The 20,569-nt window shown below is 67.9% G+C and carries 14 protein-coding genes; 2 read left to right on the top strand and 12 right to left on the bottom strand.

The genetic code is table 11. The features are described from left to right. Nucleotides 1–127: 127 nt before the first annotated feature. The 12 genes from MC380_RS09580 to MC380_RS09520 form a co-directional block, all read right to left on the bottom strand. Entirely contained in the window at nucleotides 128–1,735 is a 1,608-nt protein-coding gene (locus tag MC380_RS09580; protein ID WP_242164443.1) for a carboxyl transferase domain-containing protein, read from the bottom strand. A 134-nt stretch (nucleotides 1,736–1,869) separates the two neighbouring features. After that, nucleotides 1,870–2,247, bottom strand: coding sequence for a hypothetical protein (locus MC380_RS09575; protein WP_242103512.1), 378 nt, complete (start codon nucleotides 2,245–2,247; stop codon nucleotides 1,870–1,872). Between the two features lie 194 nt (nucleotides 2,248–2,441). Then, nucleotides 2,442–2,819 (bottom strand): hypothetical protein, encoded by a 378-nt coding sequence (locus tag MC380_RS09570; RefSeq protein WP_242103513.1) that lies wholly within the window; start codon nucleotides 2,817–2,819, stop codon nucleotides 2,442–2,444. A 145-nt stretch (nucleotides 2,820–2,964) separates the two neighbouring features. Then, entirely contained in the window at nucleotides 2,965–4,140 is a 1,176-nt protein-coding gene (locus MC380_RS09565; protein WP_242164441.1) for an acetyl-CoA C-acyltransferase, read from the bottom strand. A gap of 135 nt (nucleotides 4,141–4,275) precedes the next feature. Continuing rightward, nucleotides 4,276–4,908, bottom strand: a complete 633-nt coding sequence (locus MC380_RS09560) for a response regulator transcription factor (RefSeq protein WP_242164876.1) — start codon at nucleotides 4,906–4,908, stop codon at nucleotides 4,276–4,278. 19 nt (nucleotides 4,909–4,927) lie between these two features. After that, the gene (locus MC380_RS09555; RefSeq protein WP_242164439.1) at nucleotides 4,928–6,157 is read right to left on the bottom strand and encodes a histidine kinase; all 1,230 of its coding nucleotides are present in this window, start codon (nucleotides 6,155–6,157) and stop codon (nucleotides 4,928–4,930) included. Between the two features lie 8 nt (nucleotides 6,158–6,165). Further along, on the bottom strand, nucleotides 6,166–7,683 hold the full coding sequence (locus MC380_RS09550) for a carotenoid oxygenase family protein (RefSeq protein WP_242164437.1): 1,518 nt from the start codon (nucleotides 7,681–7,683) through the stop codon (nucleotides 6,166–6,168). A gap of 73 nt (nucleotides 7,684–7,756) precedes the next feature. Further along, the gene (locus MC380_RS09545; RefSeq protein ID WP_242164435.1) at nucleotides 7,757–8,191 is read right to left on the bottom strand and encodes a DUF2141 domain-containing protein; all 435 of its coding nucleotides are present in this window, start codon (nucleotides 8,189–8,191) and stop codon (nucleotides 7,757–7,759) included. 216 nt (nucleotides 8,192–8,407) lie between these two features. Next, the gene (locus MC380_RS17930; RefSeq protein WP_277929905.1) at nucleotides 8,408–11,173 is read right to left on the bottom strand and encodes a S8 family serine peptidase; all 2,766 of its coding nucleotides are present in this window, start codon (nucleotides 11,171–11,173) and stop codon (nucleotides 8,408–8,410) included. Between the two features lie 304 nt (nucleotides 11,174–11,477). Continuing rightward, nucleotides 11,478–12,635 carry an isovaleryl-CoA dehydrogenase gene (locus MC380_RS09530; protein WP_242164433.1) on the bottom strand — a complete coding sequence of 386 codons (1,158 nt, stop codon included), beginning with the start codon at nucleotides 12,633–12,635 and terminating at the stop codon, nucleotides 11,478–11,480. A gap of 157 nt (nucleotides 12,636–12,792) precedes the next feature. Then, a complete protein-coding gene (locus MC380_RS09525) occupies nucleotides 12,793–13,896 on the bottom strand; it encodes a Glu/Leu/Phe/Val dehydrogenase dimerization domain-containing protein (RefSeq protein ID WP_242164431.1) in 1,104 nt (367 codons plus the stop codon). A 460-nt stretch (nucleotides 13,897–14,356) separates the two neighbouring features. Beyond that, a complete protein-coding gene (locus MC380_RS09520; RefSeq protein WP_242164429.1) occupies nucleotides 14,357–15,940 on the bottom strand; it encodes a phospholipase D family protein in 1,584 nt (527 codons plus the stop codon). Between the two features lie 202 nt (nucleotides 15,941–16,142). On the opposite strand from MC380_RS09520, the gene MC380_RS09515 reads away from it, so the two are divergent. Both MC380_RS09515 and MC380_RS09510 read left to right on the top strand, forming a co-directional pair. Further along, the gene (locus tag MC380_RS09515) at nucleotides 16,143–19,733 is read left to right on the top strand and encodes a methylmalonyl-CoA mutase family protein (RefSeq protein WP_242164427.1); all 3,591 of its coding nucleotides are present in this window, start codon (nucleotides 16,143–16,145) and stop codon (nucleotides 19,731–19,733) included. A gap of 115 nt (nucleotides 19,734–19,848) precedes the next feature. Then, nucleotides 19,849–20,442: a DUF6151 family protein gene (locus MC380_RS09510; protein WP_242164425.1), complete on the top strand. Its 594-nt coding sequence runs from the start codon at nucleotides 19,849–19,851 to the stop codon at nucleotides 20,440–20,442. The last annotated feature ends 127 nt before the right edge of the window (nucleotides 20,443–20,569 follow it).

Here is a 20,569-nt window from a genome sequence, read left to right as displayed (position 1 = left end):
AGGGCGACAGGGGAGGCCGAGCCTATCACGCGGCGTACACATCTTGACCGTGACCGGCCTCACCGATCGCATACAAAGGTCGCTGCAAGTCCTTGTCGCTGCTGGGAAGGCGTGCGGCGGCGCGGCATTACATCCTGAATACGCCGAATCGCGCAGGCTCGATCGGCGCGTTGAGAGCGGCCGAGAGCGCCAACCCCAGCACCCGCCGCGTGTCGGCCGGGTCGATGATGCCGTCGTCCCAGAGCCGGGCGGTGGCGTAGTAAGGATTTCCCTGGGTTTCGTACTGGGCCTGGATCGGCGCCTTGAACGCTTCCTCTTCCGCGGCCGTCCAGCTGCCGCCCTTGGCCTCGATCCCGTCGCGCCGGACGGTCGCCAGTACCGCCGCAGCCTGCTCGCCGCCCATTACGCTGATGCGCGCATTCGGCCACATCCACAGGAAGCGTGCGCCATAGGCGCGACCGCACATGGCGTAATTGCCCGCGCCGAAACTGCCGCCGATCACCACGGTGAACTTGGGTACCGACGAACACGCCACCGCGGTCACCATCTTCGCCCCGTCCTTGGCGATGCCCGCGTTCTCGTATTTCTTCCCGACCATGAAGCCGGTGATGTTCTGCAGGAAGACCAGCGGGATGCCGCGCTGGTTGCACAGCTCGATGAAGTGCGCGCCCTTGAGCGCGCACTCGGAAAACAGGATGCCGTTGTTGGCCACGATGCCGACCGGGTAGCCATGCAGATGGGCGAATCCGGTCACCAGGGTCTTGCCGTAGCGGGCCTTGAACTCATCGAACTCGCTGCCGTCGACGATCCGGGCGATCACCTCGCGGATATCGAACGGGCGGCGCGTGTCTTTCGGCACGATGCCGTACAACTCCTGCGCCGGGTACAGCGGCTCGCGCGAGGCGCGCGTGGCGACGGGCAGCTGCTTGCGGCGGTTCAGATGTCCGACGATGTCACGCGCGATCTGCAGCGCGTGACGATCGTCCTCGGCGAAATGATCGGCCACGCCCGACACGCTGGTGTGCACATCGGCACCGCCCAGCGATTCGGCATCGACCACCTCGCCCGTTGCGGCTTTCACCAGCGGCGGGCCACCGAGGAAGATCGTGCCCTGTTCCCTGACGATGATCGATTCATCGCACATGGCCGGCACGTACGCACCGCCCGCGGTACAGCTGCCCATCACCACCGCGATCTGGGGGATGTTGTCCGCCGACAGCCGCGCCTGGTTGTAGAAGATCCGGCCGAAATGCTCCTTGTCGGGGAAGACCTCGTCCTGCAGCGGCAGGAAGGCGCCGCCCGAATCCACCAGGTAGACGCAGGGCAGGCGGTTTTCGCGCGCGACTTCCTGCGCACGCAGGTGCTTCTTGACCGTCATCGGGAAATAGGTGCCGCCCTTGACGGTGGCATCGTTGGCCACGACCACCACTTCCTGGCCCATTACCCGGCCGATGCCGGTGACGATGCCGGCCGCCGGCGCGGCGCCGTCGTACATGTCCTCGGCCGCCAGTGCGCTCAGCTCCAGGAAGGGAGAGCCCGGATCGAGCAGGGCGGCGATCCGGTCGCGCGCGAGCAGTTTGCCGCGTTCGGTATGCCGGTCCCGGGCCGCCGTCCCGCCACCATCGGCCGCCTTCGCCAGACGGGCATCGAGCTCGTCGACCAACGCCCGATGGAACGCGGCGTTGTCCTGGAACTCGGGCGAGCGCGGGTCGAGCTGGGTGACGAGTGCGGGCATGGGCGGGCCCAGTCGGAAAGTGGCGGAAGCATAACCCGGCGCGTTTTCCCCGCCTGTCGGTCTCCGCAACGCGCGTTGCGCAAAAAAAAGGGCCCGCCGAAGCGGGCCCTTCAACTGACTGCGCAGGGCGCGGATCAGTCCTGCTTCTCTTCCTCTGCAGTCGTCTCGGCTTCGGCCTGCTCTTGCTTCATGCTGTCGGCCACGTCCTGGGCGGCATCGCCCACGGCGCCGGCGGCATCGGCCTTGCCTTCTTCGTACGCTTCCTGCACCGGATCGGCAGCGGCGTCGACGGTGGCGGCGGCAGCGCCTGCGGCAGCCGCGGTGGCGGCACCGGCGGCTTCGGCGCCGGCGGCAGCGGCATCACCCGCTGCGGTGGCTGCTTCGGCGGCCTGGTCGCCGGCGGCTTCGGCCGAAGCGGCGGCCTCGTCGGCCTTCTGGTCGGCGGTGGGGGAATTGCACGCGGCGAGCGCGAACAGACTGGCGGCGGCGAGTGCGGTGAGCTTGAATTTCATGGTGGTCTCCTGTCGGCAGTTGAGGCTGGTAACGCCGGATCGCTGCCGGCGTGCGGAATATTCCCATGGGCGCGTAAGACGCCGTGAAGACGCGGCGAGGTCAGACAGCATCCGCCGAATTCCTTCGCGCTTTCCATAAAAAAACCGCCGGCGATGCCGGCGGTTTTTCCTGTTGCTTGCACAACTCGGGCAGATTAGTTGCCGTCGTTGTTGGTCGGAGCGTCGGAAGAAGCAGCGGCTTCCTCGGCGGCGTCCTGAGCCTGCTCGGCCGAGTCGGCAGCCTGTTCGGCAGCGTCGGCGGCGTCGTCGGCATCGCCCATGGTGCCGGCAGCGGAAGCGGCGTCAGCCGAGGTGGCAGCAGCGTCGGCAGCCGTGGCAGCAGCGTCGGCCGAAGCCTGGGCGGCATCGGTCGCCATCGCGTCGCCAGTGGTGGCGGCGTTGTCAGCGGCCTGCTGGGCTTCGCCAGCGGCTTCGGCAGCTTCAGCGGCCGAATCCTCGGCCTGCTGCTGGTTGGTGCACGCGGCCAGGGCGAAGCCCAGAGCCAGGGCGAGCAGAGCCTTGTTGATGGTCATGATCAGTCTTCCTCGTCAATTTGAAGTTTGGCAACGCGCAGGAGCGCGCCGTTAACATGATGACAAGCCGATGGCAGGTGTCAAGCGGCTGGCCGGTAAATTTTCGTTATCCCGTTCTTAACTTTCGGCCCGGTTCAAAGGACCTTCACGCCAGCTCCACAGCCACTGCGGTCGCTTCGCCACCACCGATGCACAGCGAGGCCACGCCGCGTTTGCCGCCGCGTGCCTTGAGCGCATGCAGCAATGTCACCAGCAGCCGTGCACCGCTGGCTCCGATCGGGTGCCCCAGAGCCAGTGCGCCGCCGTGGACATTGAGCTTGTCGTGGGGGATGCCGAGGTCCTTCATGGGTGCCATCGCGACCACCGCAAACGCCTCGTTGACCTCGAACAGATCGACGTCCTCGACCTTCCAGCCCGCTTTCGCGAGCACGTTTGAAATCGCTTTCACCGGCGCAGTGGTGAACCATTCGGGCGCTTGCGCGTGCCCGGCATGGGCGACGATGCGCGCCAGCGGCGTGAGCCCGCGTCGCTGCGCTTCGTCCGCGGACATGAGCACGGTGGCGGCCGCGCCGTCGGAGATCTTGGACGAGGACGCGGCGGTCAGGCGCCCTTCCTTGCCGAAGGCCGCGCGCAGGGTGGGGATCTTGTCCAGCTGGATCTTGCCCGGTTCTTCGTCGACCTCGACGACCACCTCGCCCTTGCGGCCCTTCACCGTGACCGCGACGATTTCGTCCTTGAAGCTGCCATCGGCGATGGCTGCCTGGGCGCGCTTCGCGCTTTCGGACGAATAGGCATCCAGGGCTTCCCGGCTCAGATCGTACTTCTCGCTTGCGGCATCGCCGAACACGCCCATGGCCTTGCCGTCGTAGGGATTGGTCAGGCCGTCCCAGGCCATGTGGTCGAGGAATTCAGCGGTGCCGTAACGGATGCCGGTGCGCGAGCCGTTGAGCAGATGCGGCGCATTAGTCATCGACTCCATGCCGCCGGCGACGACCACGCTGGCCGAGCCGGCCTTGATCAGGTCGTGGCCGAACATGATGGCCTTCATCCCCGAGCCGCAAACCTTGTTGATGGTGGTGCAGCCGGCAGCATCGGGAATGCCGGCGGCGCGCGAAGCCTGGCGTGCGGGCGCCTGGCCCAGGCCCGCCGGGAGCACGCAGCCCATGATCACCTCGTCGACCTGGTCCGGCGCCAGGCCGGCGTGCTCCAGCGCGCCGCCGATGGCAGCAGCGCCGAGGGTCGGCGTGGGCACGCCGGTGAACTGGCCAAGCATGGAACCGATGGCGGTGCGCTTGGCACCGACGATGACGACGTCGGACATGAAACGACTCCTGTGGGGGACGCGGCCGGACCGCAGGCCGGGGATTATCCCGCGAAACACCCTTGGGGTGGCGTGATCCGGCGTTAGTCGTCCCCTCGGCGCATCCCGCATGCATGCAGTTGTGCAGAAGCGGCGCTACAGCAGACGCCGCGTGATCGCCTTGAGCACCGCATGCGTACGGTCGCGACAGTCGAGCTTGACCAGCAGGTCGGAGATGTAGTTCTTCACCGTGCCCTCGGACAGATGCAGGCTGCGCCCGATTTCCTTGTTGGAATAGCCCCCGGCGACCAGGCGCAGGATGCTGACTTCGCGCGCGCTCAGCCGCGCCCCTTCGGGCACCGGTTCACGCTCGCCCCAGCCGGCGCGCACGGGTCCCATGCTGACCGGCTGCAGCAGGGTGTGGCCGTCGGCGACGCGCAGGATCGCTTCGCGCAGATCCTCGGGCGATGCATCCTTGAGCAGGAAGCCCTGCGCACCGGCTTCCACCGCCGCCAGCATCAAGGCACTGTCGTCGAAGGTGGTCAGCAGGATCACTGGAGTCGCGTCGCCACGTTCGCGCAGCGCCCGCACCAGGGCGATGCCGTCGGTGCCGGGCATGCGGATATCGCTCAGGATCACGTCCACTGGGCGTTTGTCGAGCGCCGCGAGCAGCGCGGCGCCGTCGCCCGCTTCGAGCACGATCTCGATGCCGAGATCGCCGAGCAGCGCCGACAGGCCCTTCAGGACCAGGGCCTGGTCGTCGGCGATCGCGACCCGTACCGGCGCCATCCGTTCCGGCGCGGGCATGTCAGGCGCCCGCCGGAAGGCTGGCGATCAGTTCCACGCCACGCCTCGGGGCAGGCAGTACCTGCAGTGTTCCGCCAAGCGCGGCCAGCCGCTCGCGCATGCCGGTCAGGCCATTGCCGAAGGCGAGCCTGGGCGCGGCGGCGCCATCGTCGCGCACGCGCAATTCGAGTGTTTCGTCGCGACGGCCACACCACACCACGATCTCGCCGGGATGGCCATGGCGCAGCGCATTGGTGATGCCTTCCTGCGCGCAACGCAGCAGCGTTTCGGCGGCCTGTACCGTGTGTGTACGGGCATCGTCTGTGACCTCGATGCGGAAGCGCGGGCCATGCACCTGTCTGGCCAGGGATTCGATGGCGGCGCGCAGGTCGACACCGTCATGTTTGCGCAGTTCGCCGACCACGGCCCGGATGTCATCGAGCAGGTCATGCGCAAGCGCAGTCGACGTGCCGAGCTCCTCGCGGCCGGCGAGCGCCGGGTCGCGTGCCAGCCGCGCGAGGTTGAGCTTGAGCGCGGTCAGCTTGTGGCCGGCGACGTCGTGCAGCTCGCGCGACAGCTTCAGGCGCTCTTCGCCGCGCGCGCTTTCCTCCAGCAGCGACTGGGTCGCCAGCAGTTCAGCGTTGACCCGCGCCAACTCGTCGCGGGTGTCGCCGACCGCAGTGGCGTAGTATGCCGTCAGCGCAGCGAAGGCCTGGAAGCCGATGATCGGAAACAGCTCCACCAGCAAACGGTCCCAGTCCATCCCGAACGCCTGCCGCCAGATCAACGCGAGCCCGAGGTTGAAGGCCGCCTGCCACCAGATCGCCACGCGCCAGTTGAGGATCGCGAACAGCTGCACCGCCACCAGGATCAGCAGCACCGCACCGCTGCCGCCGCCCAGCAGCCAGATCGCCAGCAACGCGAGCACCGCCTGCGGCAGCACCACAGCCATCCACCAGCGCTCGTGCCGGGAGTGGTCGCGCCCCAGGAAGACGCGGGCCACGAACAGGGCGAGGAAACCCAGCAGGCAGGCGGCGCCCAGCCACTCGACCGGATCGGCCGCGGACAGGCGCGCGAAATCGAGCATGCCGAAACTCACCGGCAGCCAGGTCACGTAGGCCGCGACGTTCAGCGGCGAAAGCGGCCCGCCGTCCCACAACAGCCGCGAGCCGGTCGCGGCCGGCGAATCGTCGCGATCCGTATGCGCGTCGGTCCCCATGGGCCGAGTATAGGTCGCGTCGTCGATCGTCATGCGGCTGATCAACCGCTGCCTGCGAACCAGCCGTGGAAACCGAGCGGCACCGTATATGGAAGCCAGGCCTGGGCCAATGGGCCGTCCGCGACGCGCTCGGCATCGAGCACGGCGATGCCGCTGCGGCCACGACCGTGATCGAGCAGGGTGCCGACCAGCCAGCCCTGTCCGGGCTTGTGGCTGCCGGGTTTCGGCACGAACACGTGTTCTTCGGCCATGACGTCGCTGCCGTAACGATGCATGTCGCGGCGTCCAGTGTCGGGGTCGATCGCCGCGATCGCGTTGAAGTACGGCGCACTGGCCGCGCCGGCGTTGGTCGGCGCGTACAGCCGCGTCGGTCGTCCGTCCGGTGCGCGCGGATCGAAGACGGGAAACTCGAGTTCGCGCATGCCGCTCGACTCCCAGCGCGCACGGCCGCTCGCCAGATCGATCCGCAGCGCGACCAGCTCGGTATCGGCCAGTCCCGCATCCGGCTCGCCGCGCATTGCGCCGGCCATCGGCGAGCGCATTTCCTCGATATCGTTGTGCCGCACCGCCTGCACGATCAGCTCGCGCCCGCGCTCGTGCGCCTGGCCGAAGTGGTACACCGCGCCGAAGGGAATGTCGAACCAGCGCGGCGCGTCGAGTGCGTCCTTCGCCACCACTGCGACCCGGCAAGGCTGTTCCGGCGTGTAGCGCAGGCGTTCGAAGTACGCGCCACCCCCGCCGGGCACGCGATAGGGGATGAGCATGAACACCAGGTAGCGGTCGCTCATCGCGAAGCCGTGGATATAGCCAGGCGCATCGCTCGGCAACATCGCGGTGCGGATCAGCTTGCCATCGGCGCCGATGTGCCAGACCAGTACGCCGGAGCCACCGAGCTGGGCGATGTTGCCGAAGTTCCACAGCGAGCCATCGCGATCGACCAGCGGGTGCGCGGAAAATGGCGCCGCCACCAGATCCTCGCGCCAGGTCACCGGTCCGAGCGTGCGCAGGCTCTCCGGTTCAAGCTCAGTGGCCGAGCCGCCTTCCCACAGCGCGTACAGGCGGCCGTCGAAGCGGATCACCGCGGTGTTCGCGGTGTTCACGTCGTCGTTGTTGCGCACCGGCACCGGGTTGGGAACGGTGGTCCCGGCGGCCGGCACCAGGAACCGGGCTTCATGCTGCTCGCGCACGAACTTGGGCGTCGCGACCATGCGCGCGCGATGTTCGATGGAGCCGCCGCCGATGCGCCATGCGTGGATCATTCCGTCGCCGTCGAACCAGTGTTTGTAGCGAAAGCCATCGCGATCGAACCAGGCCGGCCCGTTGCGGTACAGCGCGCCGGCGAGTTCTTTCGGCAGGCGTCCTTCCACGGCGGCGACGGTGGGTCCGAGCGACTCCGTGCCCACGGTCTTCCAGCCTGCGAGCCAGGGGCGTTGCGCCAACCCATCGGCAAAACGGGCGGCGTCTGAGGCGTAGGCGACTTCGGCGCGCAGCAGGCCGGGCGCGAATGCCAGCGCGGCGGTGCTGCCGAGGAAACTGCGGAGAAAGCGGCGGCGGTCCATGGTGTTACCTCGAAGCATGCGGACGGTGGGAGCTGCCCTGGAATGCGGGCGGTGGGGCTTGAGCGCAGATGCCTCAGCGCAGCCGCACCGTGATCGCGCTGCCTGCGGTCTCGAGTTCGAAGCGCGCTTCCTCGAAGGTCGGCTTGCGCATCACGGCCGGGTTGTTGCTGAACCCGTAGCCCTCGATCGGCATACCCATGAAGTTGCTGTCGAGCTTGCCGTTGTCGTTCTGGTCGTGCATCACCATCACCGCGTAGCGGCCTGGTGGCAGGTTGGGGAAATGGAACGTCTCCTCCGCGCCTTGGGCCTTGCGGACGGTGCCGGCCACGGGTTTTCCGCCATCGCTCCAGCCGGCCGCGGAGTCGATGACGGCGATCCTGAGCGAGCCCTGCTGCGCGCGCACGTCGGTGACCTTGATGTCGAGATCGGCCGCGCGTGCGGGTAGGGCGGCCAAACCACTGCTGATGAGGCAGGCGATGGCGAAGGAATAGGGCGTCGAAACGGTCATGGCGGCACTCCTGCGATGGGTGCGGCCAGTGTGTGCAGGCGGCACGATTGCGGTGAGATGCCGACTGTCATGACTTCGAGGTGCCGAAAGTCACCTGGTGTGGCGCGGCAAGCCTTGGACGGCTTCGTCGCCGGGATTCCGCAAGGACGGTTCCGGAAACAAAAAAGGGCCCGGATCGCTCCGGGCCCTCAAGGACTCACGTTGTTGCTGTTGGATTTACTGGTACGTACCGGTCAGCGTTGCGCCCGTATAGGCGGTGAAGCCTGCGATCCGCACGTAGTAGGTGCCTGGCTTGGCCACCAGCACGCAGGTCTCGTTGTTGGAGCTGGACTCCGAGCCGCAGTCGATCGACGCGGTCGGCGCCTCACCCCACTTAACGTACAGGTCCGCGTCGCCGGTACCGCCGGCCATGACGAAGCTGACCTGGGTCGCGCCGGCCGGAACCACCAGGCTGTAGTACGTCTGGCTGCCCACGGCACCGGCCACGGCCACCGGCACGCCATTGGCGAGCGGGATGGTCGACGCCGGCGGCGGCGGCGGAACCCGCAGCGCGACCGGCATGTGCAGCGCCGGCAGGCTGGCGTTGCCGTTCGACGACGTTCCGCTGGGCGTGATCTCGATCGAACCGAAGCGGAAGCTGCCGTCGGCAGGCGCGCCGGTGTTGTCGATCGTGATCAGCACCTGGCGCGACTCGCCCGGCTTCAGGGTCAGGCTCGCCGGCAGGATCGTGCCCGCGAAGCCGCGCAGGCTCAGGCGCCACTGGTGCTTGGACGACAAGGTGCTGCGGAACGTGCGCACGAAGGTGCACACGCCGGTGCAGTTGGCCTTCTGGATCGCGGCCAGGTTCAGGGTCGAAGCCTCACCGCCCAGGGCCGGATTGGCAGCGTCGAAGCGGGCCTTGGTTTCGTTGAGCACCAGTCCGGCGCGTGCAGCACGGTCGGCCTGCAGACGTCCGGCGCCGGTGGCATGCGCATCGGCCGGGGTGACCTGGTCTTCCAGCCGCACGGTGCGCACCGCAGTCATGGTCAGGGCCGACTTGATTTCCGGCACCGTCCAGGACGGATGCAGCTGGCGCATCAGCGCTGCCGCGCCCGCGGTATGCGGCGAAGCCATCGAGGTCCCGCTGATCATCACCACCAGGTTCTCGAAGCCGGTGAGCGTGGTGCCGGCATACGCCGCCAGCACGTCGACACCAGGCGCGGCGAGGTCCGGCTTGAGCACATCGTAACCGCCCGGACCGCGCGAACTGAACGAAGCCAGAGAGTCGATGACGTTCGGCGAGACATTGATACCCGCGGTGGCCGAACCGCCGTTGGCGGCGGCGAAGTCGCGAATCGCATTGCCGATGGCCTGGGTCGTACCGAACGCCGGAATGGTGGTCCCGGGAACGCTGGGCGTAATACCGCCTGCCGCGTTGTTCGCGATGATCACGACCAGCGCGCCCGCGGCGGCCGCGTTGTTGGTCTTGATCGAGAACGAACAGGTGCCGCGGCGGATCAGGGCGATCGCCCCCTGGAACTGGTTCGGGGCAAACGCCACGCAGCCGTCGTCAGCGCTGTTGATGCCTGGGCTGACCACCAGCGGGGTGGTTCCCGGCAGCGGGGCATTCAGGCCAACGCCGCCCGAGCCGGCGCTCAGCAGAACGCGCTGGAGGTCGGCAGGCGCAGTGCCCGGTCCAGTGACGGTCAGCACCGAGGTGAACCCGCCAAGGCGATGGCGCGATGCGGCGGAGGACGTGGTCCACGGCTCCACGTGCCCAAGCGTCGCGGGGCCAGGCCCGGAGTTGCCGGCCGAGGCCGCAACGAACACGCCGGCGTCGGTGGCATTGAGGAACGCCAGCGAGACCGCGTCGTTCCACGGCGAAGCGCCGCCGCCGATGGAGAAGTTGATCACGTCGACGCCGTTGGCGACGGCCTGGTTGACCGCTGCGACCGAGGAAACGCTCGGGCACGAGCCCTGTCCGGTGGAAATGTTGGTATAGCAGATGTCGTACGCGATCAGGTTGGCACGCGGCGCAACGCCCGAGAAGGTCGTCGGAGTGCCGCCCACCACTTCTGTGCGCCCATTGCCGGCGGCGGTGGACGCGGTGTGGCTGCCGTGGCCGTTGGTGTCGCCGAAGCCAGGTTCCTCGCGGTACAGGGCCGGGAACGCGCAAGCATCGGCCGGCGCGGTCGGCCCGCAGATGAAGTCGTAGCCGCCGATCAGCTTGTCGTTGCAGCGTCCTTCGTCGACGCCGCCCGGGGCGCAGGTGCCCAGGTACGTGCCGCTGCCATTGGGGTTGGTGTGCACGTAGCCGTCGAGCGCATCCACGGCGGCGAATGACGGACTGCCGAAGTTGATGCCGGTGTCCAGGATGCCGACCAGGATGCCCTCGCCGCGTGCGCGGTCGGGTCCGTCGCCGAGCGGCATGGACAGACCGTTCCAGATGGTGTGCGCGCCGATCAGGGCAGGTCCCAGGTCGGTGTCCAGCGCGTACTCGCGGTACGCCTCGACCATCCGCACTTCCGGCAGTCGCGTGATCGCCTCGGCTTCCAGCGGCGACAGCACGGTGACCACGCCATTGAGCGCGTGCTGCATGCGCAGGCTCACCTTCAGGCTGCGGCCCAGCGCGCTGCTCATGCGCGCCTCGTATCCGCGCTGGCGGTCGCCGAGATACTTCACATAGGCCTTGGCTTCCTTGCTGGCGACATCCAGCCGCCCGCGTCCGTTGCCCTTGCGCGCCGGCTTGGCGATACCGGCGACGCCACCTTTGTACGTGGCCAGCGGCGCGTCCTTGAACACGACGATGTAGGTGCGGGGCCTGTCGTCGGACTGGTTCAGTGCGGTGTCGGTCTTGCCGCCGCCTGCAGCGACGACTGCGTTGGTGCTGGCCGCGGCTTGGGTGCTGCTAGCGCTGGAAGAGAACAGGCCGCTGGAAATCGCGGCCCAGGCGGCCATGCTGGCCAGCCCTGCCACGAGCACGGCGGCGGCTCCGCGCCTCATGGATTGATGCGGTGTAGTGGACATCGGGGGTTTCCTCGACAGGATGGATGCCATCCGGCTCGCGGGGGAAAGCCGGGGATCGGTCGACACGGTGTGCGCAACGAACCCCTGGACGAACCGCCAGCCTCGTTGCGCCGCCGCACGATGCCACGAATTCGCGGCCGCAACCAGCTGCGTCGCAGCAGGTCGCGGCACAACGCTGAACGGGTCATGGACCGGCCACGTTGCGGCATGGCAGCAACATGGCGCGGCTATTCAGACGGCGCGGCGCCTCTGATTTGCGGGCAAAAACTCAAGCTGCGGCCTAGGCCTTGCCGTCGAACAATTCCCGGCCGATCAGCATGCGCCGGATCTCGTTGGTGCCGGCGCCGATTGCATACAGCTTGGCGTCGCGCAGCAACCGCCCGGTCGGATACTCGTTGATGTAACCGTTCCCGCCCAGGGCCTGGATCGCCTCGAGCGCCACCTGCACCGCGGCGTCGGAAGCATGCAGCAGGCAGCTGGCCGCATCGATGCGCGAGCGGTGCCCGGCGTCGTAGTCGCGCGCCACCTGGTAGGCGAAGGCGCGCGCCGACTGCAGCGAGGTGTACATGTCGGCGATCTTGGCCTGCATGATGCCGAAGGTACCGATCGGTGCGTCGAACTGGCGGCGTTCGCGCACGTAGGGCAGGGCGGCGTCGAGCGCGGCCTGCATCAGGCCGATCGGTCCACCGCTGATGACCAGGCGCTCGGTGTTGAGGCCGTTCATCAGCACCTTCACTCCCAGGTGCACCTCGCCCAGCACGTTCTCCGCCGGGATCTCGCAGTTCTCGAACACCAGCTCGCAGGTGTTGCTGCCGCGCATGCCGAGCTTGTCCAGCTTCTGCGCGGTGGAATAGCCCTTCATCCCGCGTTCGACGATGAAGGCGGTCATGCATTTGCTGCCCGCGTCCTTGGCCGCGGTGCGCATGTAGACCACCAGCACGTCCGCCTCGGGGCCGTTGGTGATCCACATCTTGCTGCCGTTGGCGATCCAGACATCGCCCTGCAGCTCGGCGCGGCAGCTCATCGAGCCGACCACGTCCGAACCTGCACCCGGTTCGCTCATCGCCAGCGCGCCCTTCCATTCGCCGGTGCACAGCTTCGGCAGGTACTTGTGCCGCTGCGCCTCGCTCCCGTTGGCGTACAGGTTGGACACGCACAGGTTGGAATGCGCCACGTACGACAGACCCACCGAACCCGAGGCGCGCGAGATTTCCTCCATCGCCACCAGGTGGGCGAGATAGCCCATGTCGCTGCCGCCGTACTCGCCCGGCACGGTGATGCCCAGCAGGCCCAGCTCGCCCAGCTTGGGCCACAGCTCCTGCGGGAAGGCGTTGTCGTCGTCGATCTTCGCCGCGCGCGGCGCGATCTCGGCCTCGGCGAAGCGGCGCACGGCCTCGCGCAGGGCGTCGATGTCTTCACCAAGAGGAAACGCGCGCATCAGTTCGATCCTTTTGCAGACTTGTGCTTTCGGAGAACCATAGCCCCCCTTGAGTCAAAGGGGGCGCCGCGACAGCGGCGGGGGTTGTGGCAGCGTTGGCAGGGGCCCGAAGTTTGCTTTGCAAACTTTGGGGATCTTCCAGACGCAGGCTGGAAGATCAGTGCCCCGTCCGGATCCTGCCCCTGAAGTGCGGCGCGGTGCGGCCCATCGGCAGCTTGAGCTTGCCGATGGCGCCGATGCGCTCTTCGGCCAGGCGGTCGGCAGCTTTGTAGGTGGGGATGCGATCGCGCTCGGAAATCTCGTAGATGCGCGCCAGGTTGTGGTAGATCGTGCGCATCATGCGCATCGCACGCTCGCGGTTGTAGCCGTCCAGTTCCAGGGCCACGTTCATCACGCCGCCGGCGTTCACCGCGTAGTCCGGTGCGTAGACGATGCCGCGCCGGTCCACTTCGTCGCCGATCGCATTGTTGGCCAGCTGGTTGTTGGCCGCGCCGCAGATCACCTTGGCCTTCAGCCGCGGCAGGGTCTGCTCGTTGATCGTGCCGCCCAGTGCGCAGGGCGAATACACGTCGGCCGGCACGTCGTAGATATCGTCCAGGCCCACAGCCTCCGCGCCGTACTCGTCCACCGCCTTGTCCACCAGTTCCTGGTTGATGTCGGTGACGAAGATCTTCGCGCCGCGCTCCTTGAGCAGCTTCACGAACTCCATGCCCACGTGGCCCAGGCCCTGCACGGCATAGGAGTACTTGCCCACTTCCTCGTCGCCGTGCGCGCGGTTGAGCGTGGCCATCAGGCCCTGCAGCGTGCCGTAGGCGGTGAACGGCGACGGGTCGCCGGATCCACCGTGCACCTGGTGCACGCCGGTCACGTATTCGGTCTCGCGGAATACGTATTCCATGTCGTTGACGTCGATGCCCACGTCCTCGGCGGTGATGTAGCGCCCGCCCAGCGAATCGACGAACTTGCCGAACGCGCGGAACAGCGCTTCGGACTTGTCGGTGGCGGGGTTGCCGATGATCACCGCCTTGCCGCCGCCGATGTCCAGGCCGGCGACCGCGTTCTTGTAGGTCATGCCGCGCGACAGGCGCAGCACGTCGTTGAGCGCCTCGGCCTCGCTCCGGTACGGCCACATGCGGGTCCCGCCCAGTGCCGGACCCAGGGTGGTGTCGTGGATCGCGATGATCGCCTTCAGGCCCGCGTCCTTGTTGTGGCAGAAGACGACCTGCTCGTGGCCGGTGGTGTCGAGGGTTTCAAAGATCATTCGAAGACTCCGCGCCGGTTGCGCACGGGGCGCGATGGCGATTGCTGTGTGGCCGGGCCTGGGCCGGACCGTGGACGAAAAGCGACTGCGCCGGCGGGTGCCGGCGCAACAGGGGCGGCATTTTACGCCCATGCCGGAATCGGGCTTTCGACTGCCCGTCACGCGGCATGAGGGCCCGCGCTGGAAAACGATTTCAACCCGTGGGAGCGCGATTGCGCGCGAATGCCTTTGGAAGCGGGGCCGGCATGCATTCGCGGCCAAGGCCGCTCCCACAGGGGGTGTTCCTACCTGCACGGGGCTTTCGGCGGCCCCTCAGGCGCCATGAAGGGCGGGGCTGGAAAGCGATTTCAACCCGCTCGCCGTGGGAGCGCGCTTGCGCGCGAATGCCTTTCGACGAGTGGCCAAAACGCATTCGCGGTCAAGGCCGCTCCCACAGCGGGAGGGGTTCTTCGGGCACCTCCTACAGCTGCGATTCCACCGGCAGCCATCGGAACAGCGCGGCCTGGGCGCGACGCATGCCCGTGGCTTCGGGCTCGCGATCCAGCAGGCTCGGCGGCCGGGTGCTGCGGTCCAGCCAGCGCAGCGCGCCGGCATCGTTGCGATGCAGCCAGTAGCTCATCGCCGGGCCGGCCAGGTGCAGGTATTCGTCGCGCAGGGCGGCGGCGATGCCCGGATCGTCGAAGAACACGCCCATTTCCGTGTTCAGGTTGGCCGAACGCGGATCCATGTTGAACGAGCCGATGAAGCCGCGCGCGTCGTCGATCACATACGCCTTGGTATGCAGGCTGGCGCCGCTGCTGCTGCCCGGCCGGTGCGCCGGGTCGCCGTGGTGCGCCCGGATCTCGTACAGGTGCACGCCGCCGGCGAGCAGGCGCGGACGGTACTTGCTGTAGCCGCCGTGCACCGCGGCCACGTCGTTGGCGGCCAGCGAATTGGTCACCACACCGGTCTGCACGCCGCGCCTGGCCAGCGCCACCAGCCCGGCGGTCGCGTCGTCGCCGGGCACGAAGTATGGCGAGATCAGGAAGGCCTTGCGCCGCGCGCTGCGCAGGTCGCGCTCGATCCTGTCCACCAGCAGCTGCGTGCGGGCCAGGCCGTGCTTGACCGGCGGATCGGACACGATCGCGATGCGGTCGCTCCAGAACGGGCTTAGCGACTGCGCCAGGTAGGCGCGCACGTTCGGCGAGGCCTCCACGCGCTGCAGGTAGGCGCGCGCGGCGGGACTGTCGGCCTCGGCGCGCGCGCGGGCGATCAGTGCCTGCGCCGGGTCGTCCTGGGTCGAATCGTTCTGCGGTGGATTGGGCCGCGCATCGCCCACGCTGGCCACCGGCACCGCCGCGGCGCTGTTCCAGTAGCGGTCGAAGATGTCGCTGGCCTGTTGCACCGCCGGGCCGAACAGCACCAGGTCCAGGTCGTGGAAATTGCTCTCATTCGACGCGCTGAAATATTCGATCCCGATGTTGCGCCCGCCCAGCACCGCCATGCGCCCGTCCGCGATCCAGGCCTTGTTGTGCATCCGGTGGTTGAGGCGGAAGAAGCGCTGCAGCATCTCCAGCGCGCGGCCGATGCCGTTGCGGTTGCGCAGCGGGTTGTACAGGCGCACCTCGATCCGCGGATGCGCGTCCAGCGTCAGCAGCGCCAGGTCCTTGCCGCCAGCGTTGATGTCGTCCAGCAGCATGCGCACGCGCACGCCGCGTTCGGCCGCCAGCCAGGCCTCGCGGCCCAGCAGCCGCCCGGTCAGGTCGTCGTGCCAGATGTAGTACTGCAGGTCCAGGCTGCGTTCGGCCTGGCGCGCGGACAGCGCCCGCGCGGCAAAGGCGTCCAGTCCGTCCGGTACCAGGATCGCGCCGGTCTTGCCGCCGTGGCGCGCCACCAGCGGCGCGACCTCGCGGTCCAGCGCCGTGGCGGCCGGCTGCACGGGCAGGGCCCGGCCCGGCGCGCCGGTCGCCGCCGGGGTCAGGTAGCCGCCCAGCAGCAGGCCGCTGGCCACCAGCACCGCCAGCGCGACCAGGCACCACGCGAGCATGCGTTTGAATCGTGTCATTGCAGGGCGTCCGCCGGCGGTGGAATCGGTGCGAAGTCCGGCGCGCATTCCCCGTGCGCCATCCGGATATGTGCAGCGCGCGCTGCGCGTGCAGTATTGGCGGCATCCCGCGCCGGCCACAAGCCTTGCGCCCGCGTGCCCGGGCCGTCCGGACCCCCGCGCTACAATCGGGTTCTCTCGTTTTCGGCACCAAGACGCGCCCATGAGCACGCCTGCACAGAACCTGCCTGCGAGCCAGGCCCCCACTTTTGATGAGAGCCGCACGCCGCTGCGCTTCGTCACCGCCGCCAGCCTGTTCGACGGCCACGACGCGGCGATCAACATCATGCGCCGGCTGATCCAGGCGCAGGGCGCGGAAGTGATCCACCTGGGCCACAACCGCTCGGTCGAGGACGTGGTCCGCGCCGCGCTGCAGGAGGACGCCGACGGCATCGCCCTGTCCAGCTACCAGGGCGGGCACGTCGAGTACTTCAAGTACATGGTCGACATGCTGGCCGAACGCGGCGCCGCCCACATCCGCGTGTTCGGCGGCGGCGGCGGCACGATAACGCCGGAGGAAATCCGCGAACTCGAAGGCTACGGCGTCGAGCGCATCTACCACCCCAACGACGGCATGAAGATGGGCCTGGTGGAGATGATCGAGGATGTGGTGGCGCGTGCCGCCAAGTCGCGCGAAGCCGTAGGGCGGGCTCAAGCCCGCCTTCCGAGCGCATCGAATGCAACGCAAGGCGGGCCTGGGCCCGCCCTACAAGACGAAATCGCCATCGGCAAGGTGATGTCCGCCCTCGAAGATGGCGAATACACGGAAGCCGAGCTGTCCAAGCTGCGCAAGCAGTGGCAGCTCGCCGGCGGCAAGACCCCGGTCATCGGCATCACCGGCACCGGCGGCGCCGGCAAGTCCTCGGTCACCGATGAACTGCTCAACCGCTTCCTGGCCAGCTTCCCGCAGATGCGCATCGCGGTGATCAGCGTCGACCCCACCCGTCGCCGCACCGGCGGCGCGCTGCTGGGCGACCGCATCCGCATGAACTCGCTGCGCAGCCATCGCGTGTACATGCGCTCCATGGCCACGCGCCGTCAGCACGTGGCCACCAACGCCGTGCTCAAGGACTGCATCGGCTTCCTCAAGGGCCTGGGCTACGACCTGGTGATCGTGGAAACCGCCGGTATCGGTCAGAGCGATTCGGAGATCGTCGACCTGGTCGACTTCCCGATGTACGTGATGACCAGCGACTACGGCGCGGCCAGCCAGCTCGAGAAGATCGACATGATCGACTACGCCGAGCTGGTCGTGCTCAACAAGTACGACAAGCGCGGCGCCGAGGACGCGCTGCGCGACATCCGCAAGCAGTGGAAGCGCAACCGCACCGCGTTCAAGACCGCCGACGAGGACGTGCCGGTCTATCCCACCATCGCCAGCCAGTTCAACGACCCCGGCATCAGCTGGATGTTCGCCAACCTGTGCCGGCTGCTTCGCACCAAACTGTCGCTGCCGGATGCCCGGTGGACCCCGCGCCTGGATACCAGCCTCAAGGAACCGCGCGCCACCGTGCTGATCCCGGGCGCCCGCGTGCGCTACCTGGCCGAGATCGCCGAACAGGGCAGGGCCATCAACGCCAGCATCGAGAAACAGGCCGAAGCCGCCGACCGCGCGCAGGGCTATTGGCAGTCGCTGCATGACCTGGGCGACGAAGCTCTGCCCAAGGCCCTCGACCTCTACGTTGCCGACGCTTTGCTTCCCTCTCCCGAGGGGAGAGGGGCTCAGAGCGTCGACCGCACGCTGCTGACCCTGCGCCAACGCTACAACGACGCCGTCCAGTCCCTCACCAACGATTCCCTCAAGCTACTGCGCGAATGGCCGCAGCGCCTGAAGTCGATCACCGACGAGGTCACCGAATACGAAGTCCGCGGCAAGAAGATCCGGGTCGAGAACTACCGCGATTCGCTCAGCCACCAGAAGGTGCCCAAGATCGCCGCGCCCAGCTACAAGAGCTGGGGCGAGCTGCTGGTGTTCCTGGGCAAGGAAAACCTGCCCGGGTCGTATCCCTACACCGGCGGCGTGTACCCCTACCGCCGCACCGGCGAAGACCCGATCCGCATGTTCGCCGGCGAGGGCACGCCCGAGCGCACCAACCGCCGCTTCCATTACCTCAGCGTTGGCCAGCCGGCCGCGCGCCTGTCCACCGCCTTCGACAGCGTCACCCTATACGGCGAAGACCCGGCGCCGCGCCCGGACATCTACGGCAAGATCGGCAACTCCGGCGTCAACATCCCCACGCTGGACGACATGAAGAAGCTCTACTCCGGCTTCGACCTGTGCGCGCCCAGCACCAGCGTGTCGATGACCATCAACGGCCCGGCGCCGATCATCCTGGCGATGTTCATGAACACCGCCATCGATCAGCAGGTGGAGAAATACCTCAAGGCCGATGACGCCCGCTGGGCCGACGCCGAGCAGAAGATCGCGAAGTTCTTCGAAGGCCGGCAACGCCCGAAGTACCACGGCGACCTGCCGCCCACCAACGACGGCCTCGGCCTGGGCCTGCTCGGCATCACCGGCGACCAGCTGGTCGATGCCGACACCTACGCCCGGATCAAGGCCGAAACGCTCGCCACCGTGCGCGGCACCGTGCAGGCCGACATCCTCAAGGAGGACCAGGCCCAGAACACCTGCATCTTCAGCACCGAGTTCGCGCTGCGGATGATGGGCGACATCCAGCAGCATTTCGTCGACCACAAGGTGCGCAACTTCTATTCGGTCTCGATCAGCGGCTACCACATCGCCGAGGCCGGCGCGAACCCGATATCGCAGCTCGCCTTCACCCTGAGCAACGGCTTCACCATCGTCGAGTATTACCTGGCGCGCGGGATGAAGATCGACGACTTCGCGCCCAACCTGAGCTTCTTCTTCAGCAACGGCATGGACCCGGAGTACACCGTCATTGGCCGCGTCGCGCGGCGCATCTGGGCGCGCGCCATGCGCGAGCGCTACGGCGCCAACGAACGCAGCCAGATGATGAAGTACCACATCCAGACCAGCGGCCGCAGCCTGCACGCGCAGGAGATCCAGTTCAACGACATCCGCACCACGCTGCAGGCGCTGTACGCCCTGTTCGACAACTGCAACAGCCTGCACACCAACGCCTACGACGAGGCCATCACCACGCCCACGGAAGAGAGCGTGCGCCGCGCCGTGGCCATCCAGATGATCATCAACAAGGAGCTGGGGCTGAACTTCTGCGAAAACCCCTGGCAGGGCAGCTTCATCGTCGACCAGCTCACCGACATCGTGGAAGAGGCCGTCTACAAGGAGTTCGAAGCCATCAGCGACCGCGGCGGCGTGCTCGGCGCCATGGACACCATGTACCAGCGCGGCAAGATCCAGGAAGAGTCGCTCTACTACGAGCACAAGAAGCACGACGGCTCGCTGCCGCTGGTGGGCGTGAACACCTTCCTGCCCAAGCAGCACGCCGGCGAGATCGCCACCGAGATCGAACTGATCCGCTCCACCGAGGAAGAAAAGGGCCAGCAGATCGCCAACGTGCTGGCCTGGCAGCAGTCACGTAACGTGCTGGCGCCCGAAGGCGAAACCGAACACGCCCATGTGGTGGAAGACGATGCTGCCGCAGCCACCGAACCGCATGACGGCCACGGCCTGGGCTACCTGCAGAAGGCCGCCCGCGACCGCAAGAACGTGTTCGCGGCGCTGATGGAAGCGGTCAAGACCCACTCGCTTGGGCAGATCAGCCATGCGTTGTATGACGTGGGTGGGGAGTACCGCCGCAACATGTAAGCATTCCGGCGCCTCGCCCGGGGGCGATGGTTTCCTACCGTCCCTGTGATGAGTCCCGAGGGTGCGGGCGGAGCAGAATCGCGGCGAGGTCCGGTAACAACGGAGGCCACCAGGCATGACCATGCAACTGCGATGCCGCTGCGGCGCGGTGCGGGGCGAAATGGATACCGCCCGCGCCTATGTGCGGGCGAGCTGCTACTGCAAGGACTGCCGCGCCTTTGCGCGCTTCCTCGGCCAGCCGGACATGCTGGATGCCAGCGGCGGCAGCGACATCGTGGCCACGGCGCCGGCTACGGTGCGGTTCACCGCCGGCGTCGAGCACGTGGCCTGCATGTCGCTCAGTCCCAAGGGCCTGTATCGCTGGTATGCAGCCTGCTGCCGCACGCCGCTGGGCAACACGCCGCGCGCTCCCAGGCTGCCTTATGTGGGCATGGTCACGGCCTGCTTCGATGCCGCGCCGCAGGCGGTGGACGCCGCCTTGGGGCCGCGCGGCCGCACCGTGATCAACACCGGCTCGGCCACCGCGCCGGTGCGGGCCAGGCCGCTGCTCTTCGTGACCGGCGGCCTGCGCATCCTTGCCGGCATCCTGGGCGCCCGCCTGCGCCGCGAGCGCACCTCGCCCTTCTTCGATTCCAGCGACCACCCGCTGCGCCGGCCGGAAGTGATCAGCCGCGAGCAGCGCGCCGCGCTGGAGCGCGAGGCTGGCTGACAGCCGCTTGAGGGAGCCGCGTCGCCGGCAAGCCCGGCGAGCCCGGCAAGCCCGGCAAGCCCGGCAAGCCCGGCAAGCCGCGCCCGCCGCGCTGACTCGCGGTCGCTGGAAACGAACCGCCCCGGTC

The organism is Lysobacter sp. M15, assembly GCF_022662515.1.
Classification (GTDB): Bacteria; Pseudomonadota; Gammaproteobacteria; order Xanthomonadales; family Xanthomonadaceae; genus JAKPBU01.
Note: the sequence above shows the minus strand (reverse complement) of the source record. Positions and strands in the feature narration are given on the sequence as shown.